The sequence below is a fragment of the Arcicella sp. GW822-FHT02H01 genome (genome assembly GCF_058802005.1).
The window spans coordinates 218888-233087 of record NZ_JBXANT010000001.1; the positions used below are offsets into that span (position 1 = coordinate 218888).

Consider the following 14200-nt stretch of genomic DNA (forward strand, 5'->3'; position numbering starts at 1 on the left):
AATAGATAGCATGGCTCACTAAGTCATGCCATTATAACAAAAATGATTATGCAAATAGCTTTGATTACAGGTGCAAATTCTGGCATTGGATTGGCTACAGCAAAGGCTTTGGCTATTGAAAAAATTGAATTGATTTTGCTAGTTAGAAGTCATGAGAAAGCAATGGCTACTGAATCTGAGATTTTAAAAGTTGCGCCTACCACTAAAATGAATTTCATTATTGCTGATTTAATGGATTTGGCTTCTGTTAAAAAAGCTACGGATGAGATTAAAACAAAATATACTACAATCGACCGCTTAATTAATAATGCTGGATATTCACCTGTAGGAATTTCTTTTACAAAAGATGGTTACGAAAAATCTTTTGTGGCAAATCATTTAGGGCATTTTGTATTGACGATGAATTTAATTGATTTGTTGAAGAAATCAAAAGAAAGTAGAGTAATTAATCTTTCTTCTGCGGCGCATGCTTTGGGAAAAGTAACACGCCTTTTCGAGAAAAATAATACAAAATTATCGGATATGGGTGCCTATGGCGATGGTAAACTAGCCAATATTTTGTTTACCAAAGGTCTAGCTAAGTATTATAAAGATTCTTCAATTACTGCTTATAGTGTGCATCCGGGAGTAGTAAAGTCAAATTTTGGAAGTGATATGAATGGGTTACTAAAAATAGGTTTTGCAATAGCCCGTCCATTTATGATTTCTGTGGAAAAAGGGGCTGCTACTTCCATCTATTTAGCCACTACAGATATTCAGGATTTAAGATTCAGAAATGGGTATTATTTTACAAAATCAAAACCAACTTCGACCTTCAACAGTGGTATTACCCCAGAAAGTATTGAATGGTGTTGGGAAAAAAGTTTAGAAGCTACAGAAGAGTTTGTTAAGCTATAATGAGCTATAAGCATTGAGCATTGAGATTTTTTTTAACTCAATGCTCATAGCTCATAGCTAAGCAGGCATTGTAGGACGAACCTCTATTTTACTAGGTAACGTTCTGGCAGGCATCTTAATTAAATCTGCTACAATCTGCCCAATATCTTCTGGTTGAATCTTCCAAGCATCTTTTTCTGAAGGAGAATGTCCGTTAAAATGAGTCGCAACCGAGCCTGGCATTACGGTTGTAACCTTAATACCATCTTTTCTTAAATCCATCATAATGGCTTGTGAAAAACCTACTACGCCAAATTTACTAGCATTATATGCGCCACCATTTGCGAAAAAGTTGGTACCTGCCAAACTAGAAATAGTAATAAAGTATCCTTGAGTCTCTTTCAATGCAGTGTAAGAAGCCTTGATACTATTAAAAGTTCCCGTTAAATTAATGTCAATTGTTTCTTGCCATTGTTCAGCCGTAAGGTCTTGAATAGGAGCGAAGTGACCCACCCCTGCATTGGCAATAACATAATCAAGCCTACCCCAAGTAGCGATAATGGTATCAACAGCACTTTGTTGTGAAGCAAGGTTTCTTACGTCTGACTCAATACCAATTGCAAAACCTTCTTTGATTTTATTTAATTCATTCGCTGCTTCGTCGGCACTGCTTTGTGTACGACTTGTGATTGCTACTTTGATGCCATCTTTAATAAGGGCTTCGGCAACGCCATAGCCTATTCCTTTTGAACCTCCTGTGACAAGAGCTGTTTTGATAATGTTTGTCATTGATTTATAAATAAGTTTGTTCCAGTAATTATGAAAAAGAATTGCCTTGTTCTTCATCTTGACATGAAACGAACAAGGCAATTCGCATTAGAGTAACATTAAGAGGTAACTTGAAGTTCGACTAAACTTTTTTCTTTTTCCACAAATAAAAAACTGGAATACCCAACGCTACAATCCCCACACCTGCCCAAGATGGTACAGGTTTGTAAATCAGAAGATTGACACAAAGTGCTGTAGCAAATAGAAGATAAATTGCTGGAATTACTGGATACCCAAAAGCCTTGTATGGTCTTGGTACATTTGGTTGTTTTTTACGAAGAATAAATACACCTACAATGGTAAGAATATAGAATACTAGAATAGCAAAAACGGTATAGTCTAATAAGTCACCATAAGTCCCTGTTAAACAAAGTAAGCAAGCCCATCCACATTGAATTAATAATGAAAAGGCAGGAACACCTTTACTATTTAATTCACCTGCTTTTTTGAAGAAAAGTCCATCTTTTGCCATGGCATAATATACTCTGGCTCCTGATAAAATGATGCCATTATTACAACCAAAAGTAGAAATCATGATAAAAACTGCCATAATGATAGTCGCAGGATTGCCAAAAATCATTTCAGCTGCTGCTGTTCCTACGCGGTCGTTTGTGGCAAACATAATTCCTCTTGAAAGGGTATCTACACCATTTGGATGTCCCTGTACGGGCAAAAGCATCAAATAAGCAACATTGGCTAAAATATACAAAGCACTTACCGTCAAGGTTCCATAGAGTAAACTTAGTGGGATATCACGTTTGGGGTTTTTCATTTCTCCTGCGGTATAAGTAACATTGTTCCAAGCCGATGATGAAAACAAAGGACCAATCAAGGCTAAACCCATTGCTGACCATAATCCTATACCCGACAAATATTCATAGTCCATGATTTTTCCATTTTCCCAAATGATTTTCACGGGACTCCAGAAGTCAATTGAATTAATTGCCCACATCCCTTTTTTAGGGTCAGCACCTACAATGATTCCTACAACTGCTAAACCCAACAATGCCCCAATTTTGGTAACGGTAAAGATTAATTGTACCAATTTGGCATTTTTTACACCTTGAATATTAATGAAAGTGAGTAGAAGAATGAGGGCAATGGCAAGGAGCTGTTGAGTATCAAAAAATAAAAATTTATGTTCTGTGCCGATATATTGGGGCAATAGTACACCTGTGTATTTGGCAAAAGCCACAGCTACGGCTGCAATGGTTCCAGTCTCTATGACTAAAAAGGTTGTCCAGCCAAACAAGAAACCCGTTAAGGAATTATAGGCTTCTCTTAAATAAACATATTGACCGCCAGCATTGGGCATCATACCTGCCAATTCGCCATAGGAGAGGGCTGAGATTAATGTAATAATACCTGTGATAATCCAAGCCAATAATAAATAGCCAGGAGAGCCAAGGTTTCGGGTAACGTCTGCTGAAACGATAAAAATACCAGAACCAATCATTGAGCCAATCACAATCATGGTGGCATCAATTAGGCTGAGTTCTTTTTTAAGTTCTTGTGATGAAGTAGGGGAAGTGTTTTTTTCCATTGAAGGACTTTGGGTTAGTTTGGTTGATAAACAAACTTAACGAAATGAAGCCTGATTTCAAAATTAATCAATACTGATGGCATGACTTCAAGTCATGCCATCAGTATAAAGTCATATTTTAAACAGAGATTACACTGATTAGACAACTTTCTAAAAGTTGTCTAATCTAAGGTATTATACCTCAAACTTAATTTTATGATAAATATCTGATACCAAAATACTATTTCCTTCTACAGTTATTGAATCTTCTAGAGAATAAAAGTCTTGATTTATCCAAGTATTTGGATTATCAGAACGAATAAAAGTAGAAACACTTACTTTCTCAGGATTGATGTAAATCACTTGTTGAAGACTACTCAATAATTTATATTCAGATAGTTTTTCAGATAAATCAAAGGCTTTGGTGGCTGGAGAAAGTACTTCAACAATGATATAAGGATTAGTGATGATTGCTCGAGAGTTGGCTTTAAATGTAGGATTTCCTTTCACAACCATTACATCAGGCATATAATATCCACCTTCAAATTTTGGAATTTGTACACCAGAATTACTTCCTAAAACAAGAATATCTTCGTTTTTGAAAAAGAGTATATTGAATATTCTACCCAAATTCATAATAATGGCTTCATGCCATAAAGATGCTAATCCCATTGTAATAATCTCATTTTCATGATATTCTATTTTAAAAGGCAAATCGGCTACAACAGAGAAGAATTCTTCCTCTGAGGCAGGAATTCGAACCAACTGCTGAGCGTTAAGCTCAGATAATATGGCTTCCTTGATATTTTTAGCAACTACCATAACCTTTATTTTTAATCAAATATAATGAAAATTATTATTCGTATTACTGCTGACATCAATCGGACAATAGATTAGTCAACTTTCCAAAAGTTGACTAATCTGCTTATAAACCTTACTTAAAATTCATCTTCACAACCAATCGGTGCACCTGGAGGTAACTCTTTGTGAACAGCTATTTTGGCAGCCGATGGACTTTTCATACGTTCTAACGCATAATCTAAATGTGCTAAATATCCTGAATCTTTTGCCGTCTTTTTACTTTCTTCTATATAAGCCTTTAAGTCTTTTAGATTTTTAGCAATCAATGCCTTCACCTGATAGCTAGCTTTTTCATTTACACTCAAAGCTAATAAATGTGTCAATAAAATTTGCTCTGTTTGATACTGTACTTCAAGAGCTAAACCTTTCTGACGTGGGGCTTTAAATGTTCCTTCTATTAATTGGCTAGTTAAATCATCTAAAGTTAAACCTTCACTACGAGAAGCATATTCTATCATTCTTGATGCACGTTCTGGATGTAACAAGAACTGTAAAGGAAAATCTGCCGCAGCTTCTGCCGCTGCTAAAGCATCAAATGCTAATCCTGTTCTCTTTTTAAACAATTCTCTCGAAGCATTATATCCAGCTGGACGAGGAGGAATCAATTTGATAATGTTTTCTGAAAGTGTCAATACTTCTGGGCTTAAACATTTAATCGCCGCAGTCAAGGCTTTTTGTTGTGTTTCTTTTGAAACTAAAATAGTCGGCGTTTGTCCGTCGCCACGCAAAGCATAACGATAATCTACCCCACCTACGATTTTAGCAACGGCTTCTATTTGATAACGATGTAAATTGTAAACTGGTACTAATGCATCTTCTAAAAAGGCCATCGGCACTCCTTCACGGATAGTCTTTTCACCAAAATTGCTTAACGCTTTTTCTCTTACTTTCAATAGTGTTGTCAACCCTTCAATAGGGTCTTTGCCTTCGTCCCATAAATGAGCATTCGGACTTACTGCACCTGCTGGACGAGCATCTTGGTCAGTTAAAAACAATAAACCTTTATTTCTAGCTTCTTGCAAAATCTTGTTTAAACCTGCTTTTTCATCAGTTCCTTTAGGGAAATCTTGATAACCGAAAGCAATAGATGCTTTATCCCATGCCCCAATACCCACAGCATAAGCATCAGACATATCAATATCTCCTTTGGCATTCAAGGTTACTCTTGGATGCGGATAGTCCATTACCGAAGCACGTTCATTTGTACTTGCAGAATAGTTGTGCATGATACCCAACGTATGACCCACTTCATGAGCCGCTAATTGTCTGAGACGAGCCAAAGCCATTTTTAACATCGGGTCTTTTTCAGGGTCTAATTTTTTGCCATTTTCAAAAGGAGAAAGTAAGCCTTGCGCAATGAGGTAATCTTGACGAACACGCAAAGAACCCAAAGTAACATGCCCTTTCAGAATTTCGCCGGTACGTGGGTCAATCACAGAAGCACCATACGACCAGCCACGGGTAGAGCGATGTACCCAGTTGATAACATTATAACGAACATCCATTGGGTCGGCGTCATCTGGCAATAGTTTTACTTGAAAAGCATTTTTATAACCAGCAGCTTCAAAAGCCTGATTCCACCAAGACGTCCCTTCCATCAAAGCCGAACGAATAGGTTCAGGGGTACCATTGTCTAAATAATAAATAATGGGTTTTACCGCTTCAGATACCTTAGCATTAGGGTCTTTTTTCTTTAGGCGATGTCTCACAGTATAGTATTTCTCAACAGGTTCGCTAACTGGAGTCGAATAGTCGAAATACGAAATAGCATTGAAGCTTGAACGTGGGTCGAATTCTCTTTTTTCAAACTGATTATCTGGTAATTGTACAAAACCGTGATGCATTCTTAACGTAATAGCATCAGACGAAGGTGTAACTGATCTGACAAATCTGCCTGCATCACTTCCGCCAGTAAATGTCAGACTTACTTCAAATTCAGAGTTTTGAGGAAAGTTTTTAGTACGTTCAAAATACATGGCTGAACGAGACTTATCTAATGAATAAGAACCTTCGCCCATGCCTTTAATACGGTCTGTTACACCCATGGCATCCTGCATTAGCAAGTCGGTGATGTCAACTAAGTATTTGTCATTTTCCTCCGCTTCAACGGTAAAACCTGCAATAGTAGACTGTGCGAAAGATTGCATAACAGCACGTTTCTCATTGGCATCGTTTGTGATAGCACGATACTTTAAATTAGGCTGAATTAATAAAATCTTTCTACCTACTTTGTTGAAAAATACCACTTTTTCATCGCCTAGAAGTCCACGGTCTAGTCCAATGTCATTTGAACCCAAACCCGCAGGAAGTGAAGTAATGTATAGAAACTCTTGATTGAGATTAGCGACTTCAAGCCAAATTTTGCCATTGTCTTCATCCCACCAATAGTTCATAAAGCCTTCATATTTTTTGAAGGAAGCCGTTTTTTCAGCAATCGTGGGCAATTTCTGCGCATAACTTTGAAAGAAAATTAACAATAAAGTGAGGGAAAATAGTTTTTTCATTGAATTGTAATAAGTTGATGAAAATTAAATTAAGTGAGTAAATAATATAAAAGCTTTTATTTATCTAAAGGCATTTCTACTGCCTCTTTCCAGATGTATTTGTTAAACCAAATCCAGTTATGCCACATCGCCGCCAGGCGTTCTTTGGGTTTAGTAATTCCGTGTCCGAAACCTTTGTAAACAATCAGTTTTGAAGGAATACCTCTATCTTGAAGACCCTGTAATAACTCATAAGCATTTGAAATAGGTACTCTTCTATCTAATTCTCCATGCTGAATAAGTGTTGGAGTACTAGCATGATTGATGTTTGTCATCGGAGACGTCTTTAAGTAAACGTCTTTATCGCTCCAAGGGGTTGATTGTAGATATTGTCTGGTAAAAGGATGGATGTCTGTACTGACATAATACGTTACCCAGTTCGATATACCAGCACCTACCGAAATGGCTTTGAATACATTGGTATTAGTTGTTAAAAATGCGGAGATATATCCACCTTGGCTCCAACCCATTGAGCCCATCCGAGTGGTATCAACAATGCCTTTGCTTTTTAAATAATCTACACCCGACATTACATCCCACATATCGCCAACACCCAAATTTCTAACATTTAAAGAACGAAAAGCTTCGCCATACCCAGCCGAACCTCGATAATTAGGACGAAGTACTAAAGCGCCTTTTTCCAGAAATTGTAAAATAGGATACACGCTTCCACCCGGTGTTGGTGTAGGCACATCCACGCCCGTTGGACCACCATGAATCAATACTAATAAAGGATATTTCTTGTTAGGGTCATAATTTTTGGGTTTATGCAAAACACCTTCAATCTCTGCCCCGTCTTTACTTTTCCATTTTATTACTTCACTACTAGCCGTTTGCCAACTAGCAATCTGAGTATTCATATTGGTTATCGCTGTAAACTTTAAATCAGTTATTTCTCCAAGTTGTATATCAAAAAGGCTATCATAATTTCTGCCTAAAAAGGCAACTTGTTTAGCATCTTTTGAAAAACTTGGACTAGCTATCAAATCAAATTTAGCCTGAATTTCTTTTACTTTTCCTGTGATATTATCCGCCAAAAACAATTTCATTTTAGTTCTTTGCGAAGCTGTAAAATACACGCCCTCATTCGTCCACTCTAATATATTAATATCTTCATCAAAATCACTCACCCACTGTTTCGTCTTTTTTGAAACTAAATCGATGCTGAAAGTTTTAGGATTTTTATAATAATTTGAAGTTGTATCATTCAATGAAGTAGTATATAAAATACTTTTTGAGTCTTGCGACCAAGCTTCAAAAAAATCACCTCCTGTATTGTTGACTAATAGTGTACTCTTCTTAGATAAAATGTCTAAATATGAAACATCAGAATAAGCACTTGATTGAATGAGCGGATTAGGTTGATGAACAAAAACAATCTTAGTGCCATCTGGTGACCATTTGAAATAAGTAACCGTAAAATCACCTTGGGTCAGCCTACGAGGTTTAGGTAAAGTAATACAAGCTTTAGTCGAATCTTTTGAATCATAGCAAGGTTTTTCGTTGGGCGACGGAAACAAATCTGTTGAAAAATCTACCAACCATAAGTGCGAAAGCTTAAATTCTTCATCATCTACCTCAAAGCCTCCATAACGTTCTTTCTTGGATTTCAGGCTTTTAGAATCTTTTTCGGTGATAGAAATCGCCAAAGTTTTACCATCTGGCGACCAACTAAAGCTATTAATTCCTTCGTCTTCTTTGGTTATTTGTTGGGCTTCTCCACCGTCAGCTCTGATGACATAAATTTGATTTTTATCGCCTCTGTCTGCTAAAAAAGCAATCCATTTACTATCTGGTGACCAACTAGCAGCTACACTATTCCCTTTTACTGTTCTGGTTAATTGAAAGGGCGTTTGCTTGTTTTTAGATAACCATAACTCTGTGTCATAATTATTCTCTTTCCAGTCTACTGTCGTAACCGAAAAAACAACATTTTTTCCATCAGGTGAAATAACAGGATTTGTTACATTTCGTAAAGACAGGTAATCTTCAAACTTTAAACTACTATTTTTTTGAGCAAATGTACTCAGAGAGAGTAAAAGTAAAATAATGACATTCTTTTTCATGGAGGTTGATTGATGAATAGTTTGTTTTTACAGTTTAAATATCGTAAAAAAACGCCAATTTTGTGTCATGAATAATCAAAATCAACGACTTAAAATTTGGGCAGGACTAATTACGCTTTACTTAGTTTGGGGTTCTACTTATCTAGCATTGCGGTTTGTTGTAGAAACCGTTCCATCGATGATGGCCTCTGGTTTTAGAAATCTAATTGCTGGTACTATACTTTTTCTTTTTTCTATCGTTAGTAAAAAGTATCAGAAACCCTCTCGTAAAATGTTGGTCACTTGCTTATTTACTGGCTTTTTGATGCTATGCTTTGGTAATGGATTATTCACTATTGCCGCCAAATGGATGCCTTCAAGCTATTCAGCCTTATTTTCAGCCTTAGGGCCTGTTATGTTAGTTTCTTTGCTTTGGATATTCAATCATGAAAAACCTAAACCTAAAGTAATTGCTGGGGCATTGTTGGGTATTGTTGGTGTAGGAATCCTGATGAGCTTGAAAACATTAGCCCTAAAAGGCTTTGAACAATATTATATGTTAGGCGTTTTATTCCTATTTCTAGCTACTTTAGCATGGAACCTTGGCGTAGTAATTGTTAAAAAAGCAAAGATATTTGATTATCACGCTTCTCAGATTTCAGGCATGCAGATGATGACTGGCGGTATTATTTCCTTGATTATTAGCTTAGCACTAGGAGAATTTAGTCATTTTGATATTGCCAATATCCAACCAAAAGCATATTTATCTTTTATTTATTTAGTAGTTTTTGGGTCTAGTTTGGCTTTTCTAATTTTTAATTGGTTATCCAAAGTTACCTCTCCAACTTTAGTCGCTACCTATACGTATGTCAATCCGTTAGTAGCTATGATTTTGGGGGCATTGTTTGCAGGCGAAAGCCTACATCCATTAATGCTTTTGGCTGGAGGGGTAATTATTACCGCTGTAATTTTAATCACAACGGCCAAAAAATAAAGATTTTACAAAAAATACATAACATCATTATCAAATTTTTACCTTTCAAAACCAATCGTATGAAAAAAATCATTTTAACATTTTCTTTTTTATGTTGCATGAAGTACGCACAAGCACAACAAGAAATGCCATTGTATCCAGATGGTGTTCCCAATGCGAAACAAGTCCCAAATACCCAAAAATCAGTTACTGATAAAAACGGTGTGCTTAGAATATCAGAAGTAACCGTTCCTACCTTAACCGTCTATCCTGCTGATGTAGACAAAGCGAATGGTACTGCCGTAATTATATGTCCAGGAGGAGGCTATGGTATTTTGGCTGCTAGCCACGAAGGGTCAGATGTGGCGAGTGTATTTAATAAAATGGGGGTAACAGCTTTTGTATTAAAATATAGATTGCCTAATAGTGATGCTCAGGTTGATAAATCAATTGCTCCCTTACAAGATGCACAGCAAGCACTAAGAACCGTTCGTAAAGATGCCGCAAAGTATGGCATTAACCCTAGCAAAATAGGCATAATGGGCTTTTCGGCTGGTGGACACTTGGCTTCTACGGCAGGAACACATTTTAATAAACAAGTAGGGGATGTGACAAGTGAAGTTTCTGTTCGTCCTGATTTTATGATTTTAGGATACCCAGTAATTACTTTTAAAGACTTTGGACATGCAGGTTCAAGAATCAATTTAATTGGTAAAACGGCAGACCAAGCTTTGATTGATGAATATTCAAATGAATTACATGTTACCGCTGAAACACCTCCTACTTTTTTAGTACATGCTGGCGATGATACAGCAGTACCTGTTAGAAACTCGTTAGAGTTTTATCAAGGCTTACAAAAAAATGGGGTACTGGCTGAATTAGTAATTTATCCTAAAGGTGGCCACGGATTTGGTTTGAACAATAAAACCACCAAAGAAAAATGGATGGATAATGTAAAAAACTGGATGGATTCGTTGGGTTTACTTAGCAAATAGCTTTTAGTAATCAGCCGTAAACTTTAATATTATTCTTTTTAGTTCACGGCTGAAAATATCATTTAAATTAAGCCTAGCGAAATATTAAATCAATATTATCGCTGGGCTTAATTTTATAAAAGCCTTTGATTTTGAAGATGGTCTTCCAGAAAAACTTTAGAAAGACCAATGTTTTTAAAGCAAATATTTTCTGACTTCTCAATTCGAAAAATGGGTTCCTAAGCTTAGAAATATTCACAGATATTTTCCAAACATAAAAGAAAATAGCCAGACTTACATAATGGAAAATAAGGAATAAATAAAAACCTACGCCATACTCTTTCCGAATCCATAATAAATTAGAAACTTGCATTTGCGTACCAAATCGGTTGATGGGCGAAATATTAGTTCTTCTAAAAGGCGAGTCTTTTTCGAGGTGAATGAATTTGATATCTTCCGAACAACAGATTTTTCCTACTTTCCTTAGCCTACCAGCCCACTCAAAATCTTCGGCATACATAAAGAAATCTTCATCCATTTTGCCTACTTTTTCTATCGTTTTGCGAGCAATCAGCATAAAAGCCCCACAACATAATTCTGATTGATTAGGGTCTTGAAATTGAGGTTCGGGAAATAATTTTTCTAAGTATTTATGAAAGGAATTTGGAGCAATAATCAAGAATTTTAAAAACTCATTCCTATTCCTGAAATAAGGCATTTTGACTAAATCAGCCGTAACCTGAATACCACCAATGACAGAAACTTCTGGTTGAGATTTAAGCAACTGCCACGCTTTAAAGATAGCGTTATCGAATAAGAGCGTATCTGCATTTAATAATAAATAATAATCACCTTGAGCAACGGACATTCCTTGGTTATTCCCTCTTGAAAAGCCCGAATTATATTTACTAGCAACCCAAACAATTTCTGGATGAACAGATTTAATAATACTTTCTGAAGCGTCCTGAGAATCATTATCCACCACCACTACTTCATAACTAATATCCTGAGTAAATTTTTTAATAGAGCTTATGCAATTGACTGTTAATTCTGCTGACTTGTAATTAATAATGATAATCGAAACATCCATGTGATACTGGGTTGTTGAAAATTTTCATAAAATTATTTTTGATTAATGGGATTAGATAATTGTTAATCTTATCAATCAAAAGTGCTTGCTTATGGGCTAGATTCAAAAAAATGAATACAAATATAATGTTTCCATTCCACTTGATAAGATTAAAGGAATGAAATAAGTATTAATAGAGACATTGAAACCCAATGGACACAAAAAAGCCCGATGCCACAGACATCAGGCTTTCTAAATATAATCCTTACTTTATTTAATGTTATTGTCTTTGTTTTTCTATTTTAATTGCTTCACCCTCTCGTTTTTCTCTTCGTTACAAAAATAATAAAAAATCCAAATAAATAAACATATAATACAATTATTTGTAAGAAATATTTATTTTTTTTGATTTTAGCCTCTCTTTTCATCATTTAGACAAAAACTAGCCCTAAAACCGCTCATATTTTGTGCTATAAACCACTTTTTGCGTACAAATCTGGTCTTCTAGTCTTAGTTCGTTCAATAGATTGGTCGAATCTCCATTCATTTATTTTCGCTTCATGCCCAGATAAAAGGACAGGAGGAACGCCGACGCCTTCAAATTCAGCAGGGCGAGTATATACTGGTGGTGCCAAAAGATTATCTTGAAAAGAATCAGTCAAGGCAGAAGTTTCATCATTCAATACTCCAGGAATCAATCGGATAATAGCGTCAGCACAAACCGCCGCTGCTAATTCGCCTCCAGAAAGTACATAATCACCAATAGAAATTTCTTTGGTGATAAACATATCTCTAACCCTTTGGTCAACACCTTTATAATGCCCGCAAAGAAATAACAGGTTACCTTGAAGCGAAAGTTGGTTAGCCGTTTGTTGGTTGAAAGTTTCACCATCAGGCGTCATGTAAATCACCTCATCATAATGTCTTTCGCTTTGCAAATGTCTGATACAACGCGCAATCGGCTCGACGCTCATTACCATGCCAGCACCGCCACCAAAAGCATAATCATCTACTTGACGTTGTTTTGAAAGAGAATAATCTCTTAAATCATGTAAAACAACTTCTACATGACCAGCCTCTTGTCCACGTTTTAAAATTGAATGAGCAAAAAAGCTTTCCATCAATTTTGGTACTACAGAAATAATATCTATTCGCATGGTAGGTTTTTTGAAATTAATCTTCCAGATACACTTCTAACAAACCTTCTGGTAAATTTACATGAAGGATTTTTTGCTCTTTTTCCGCTTGCAATATAATTTCATCAATGACTGGAATCAACACTTCTTTGCCTTTGTAATCCATCACCAACAAGTCTTGTGCTTGCATTGAATGTACGGTTTGTACTGTGCCTAAATTTCCTAAATTTTTATCAACTATCTGAAATCCAATGATTTCATGATAGTAAAATTGGTCGCTGTCTAGTTCTGGTAGTTCTTCTAACGGCAAAAATGCCTGTAGGTTAATCATTAATTCTGCTTTTTCGAAAGAGTCTACATCTTCAAAATGCACGATAGCACGATTACCCGATAGTCGGTATGATTCTATAAAATAAGGAACTAATTCTCCTTTTACTTCCAAGAAAAGGCTTTCTAAATCTTCATAATCTTCAGGAAAATCTACATCCAGCCAAAGGATTACTTCACCTTTTAGTCCGTGCGTTTTTGTGATTTTCCCTAGTTCAAAACAATCTTCTTTAGTCATTAGTATATATTCAGCATCAACTTTATGGCTTGACACTTGATTTTGCTTTGATAAAATGGACAAATGTGTTAAAATAAAAAATGATACAAAACAGCTTATCAAAAGAGTTTTGTATCATTTTTAATGAAATTTCGTTGGGAAAATTACTCAGCAGATTCTGTAGTAGCTTCTCCTTCAGCTGCTGGAGCTTCAGTTTCTTCTGCAACAACTTCTTCTTCAACAGTATTTTTCTTTGCAATTGCAGCAGCACGAGCAGCATTAATTTCAGTTTCTCTTGCCATACGAGCAGCTTTATCAGCAGCTTTAGTAGCTTCAAGACCGTCAGTTTTACCAGTGATTTTTAAATCTTTGCTAGTTTTCCAGTCGTTGAATTTAGAGTCAGCAATTTCTTGAGAAATAGCACCTTTGTTAACACCCACTTGCAAGTGTTTTTTCAACAATATACCTTTATATGACAAAATTGCACGAGTAGTATCTGTTGGTTGAGCACCGTTTAAAACCCATTTCAAAGCGCTATCTTCGTTCAAATTGATTGAAGCAGGGTTTGTGTTTGGATTGTACGTTCCGATTTTCTCAATGAATTTACCGTCACGTGGAGCTCTTGCGTCAGCAATAACGATGTCATACATCGCTAATTTTTTACGTCCACGACGTGCTAATCTAATTTTAACAGCCATTTTTTATTTACGTTTTAGTGAAGGAACCCGTCCTTCGGTTATGGTATTTGTAAATTGGAGTGCAAAGATAGTTAAAATTAAAGATTTAACAATGATTTGATTGACAAAATATTTTAGAATACCTAAAAAGA

General features: G+C 35.9%; 12 protein-coding genes. 3 read left to right on the forward strand and 9 right to left on the reverse strand.

What is annotated here, in order from left to right:
• Positions 1–42 precede the first annotated feature (42 nt).
• A complete protein-coding gene (locus AC1RNE_RS00890) occupies positions 43–897 on the forward strand; it encodes an SDR family NAD(P)-dependent oxidoreductase (protein WP_492799176.1) in 855 nt (284 codons plus the stop codon).
• Between the two features lie 57 nt (positions 898–954).
• Here the strand turns inward: AC1RNE_RS00890 and AC1RNE_RS00895 are convergent, their stop codons facing one another.
• The 5 genes from AC1RNE_RS00895 to AC1RNE_RS00915 form a co-directional block, all read right to left on the reverse strand.
• Positions 955–1665: an SDR family oxidoreductase gene (locus tag AC1RNE_RS00895; protein WP_492799177.1), complete on the reverse strand. Its 711-nt coding sequence runs from the start codon at positions 1663–1665 to the stop codon at positions 955–957.
• Positions 1666–1786: 121 nt separating this feature from the next.
• Complete coding sequence (locus AC1RNE_RS00900) at positions 1787–3247, reverse strand: APC family permease (protein WP_492799178.1); 1461 nt, start codon at positions 3245–3247, stop codon at positions 1787–1789.
• 174 nt (positions 3248–3421) lie between these two features.
• Positions 3422–4048, reverse strand: a complete 627-nt coding sequence (locus tag AC1RNE_RS00905) for a Uma2 family endonuclease (protein WP_492799179.1) — start codon at positions 4046–4048, stop codon at positions 3422–3424.
• A gap of 116 nt (positions 4049–4164) precedes the next feature.
• Positions 4165–6591 (reverse strand): zinc-dependent metalloprotease, encoded by a 2427-nt coding sequence (locus AC1RNE_RS00910; RefSeq protein ID WP_492799180.1) that lies wholly within the window; start codon positions 6589–6591, stop codon positions 4165–4167.
• Between the two features lie 56 nt (positions 6592–6647).
• Positions 6648–8696 carry a S9 family peptidase gene (locus AC1RNE_RS00915; RefSeq protein ID WP_492799181.1) on the reverse strand — a complete coding sequence of 683 codons (2049 nt, stop codon included), beginning with the start codon at positions 8694–8696 and terminating at the stop codon, positions 6648–6650.
• A 67-nt stretch (positions 8697–8763) separates the two neighbouring features.
• Here AC1RNE_RS00915 and AC1RNE_RS00920 point away from each other — a divergent pair, with 67 nt between their 5' ends.
• Together AC1RNE_RS00920 and AC1RNE_RS00925 are read left to right on the forward strand one after the other, a co-directional pair.
• Complete coding sequence (locus tag AC1RNE_RS00920) at positions 8764–9669, forward strand: EamA family transporter (protein WP_492799182.1); 906 nt, start codon at positions 8764–8766, stop codon at positions 9667–9669.
• Positions 9670–9728: 59 nt separating this feature from the next.
• Positions 9729–10643, forward strand: a complete 915-nt coding sequence (locus AC1RNE_RS00925; RefSeq protein WP_492799183.1) for an alpha/beta hydrolase — start codon at positions 9729–9731, stop codon at positions 10641–10643.
• A 73-nt stretch (positions 10644–10716) separates the two neighbouring features.
• On the opposite strand, the gene AC1RNE_RS00930 is transcribed toward AC1RNE_RS00925, so the two are convergent.
• From AC1RNE_RS00930 to AC1RNE_RS00945, 4 genes are all read right to left on the reverse strand, one after another.
• Positions 10717–11712 (reverse strand): glycosyltransferase family 2 protein, encoded by a 996-nt coding sequence (locus AC1RNE_RS00930; RefSeq protein WP_492799184.1) that lies wholly within the window; start codon positions 11710–11712, stop codon positions 10717–10719.
• A 449-nt stretch (positions 11713–12161) separates the two neighbouring features.
• A complete protein-coding gene (gene trmD / locus AC1RNE_RS00935; RefSeq protein ID WP_492799185.1) occupies positions 12162–12848 on the reverse strand; it encodes a tRNA (guanosine(37)-N1)-methyltransferase TrmD in 687 nt (228 codons plus the stop codon).
• A 16-nt stretch (positions 12849–12864) separates the two neighbouring features.
• Positions 12865–13428 (reverse strand): ribosome maturation factor RimM, encoded by a 564-nt coding sequence (gene rimM, locus AC1RNE_RS00940; RefSeq protein ID WP_492799186.1) that lies wholly within the window; start codon positions 13426–13428, stop codon positions 12865–12867.
• A gap of 107 nt (positions 13429–13535) precedes the next feature.
• The gene (locus AC1RNE_RS00945) at positions 13536–14069 is read right to left on the reverse strand and encodes a 30S ribosomal protein S16 (RefSeq protein WP_323246884.1); all 534 of its coding nucleotides are present in this window, start codon (positions 14067–14069) and stop codon (positions 13536–13538) included.
• Between the last annotated feature and the right edge of the window lie 131 nt (positions 14070–14200).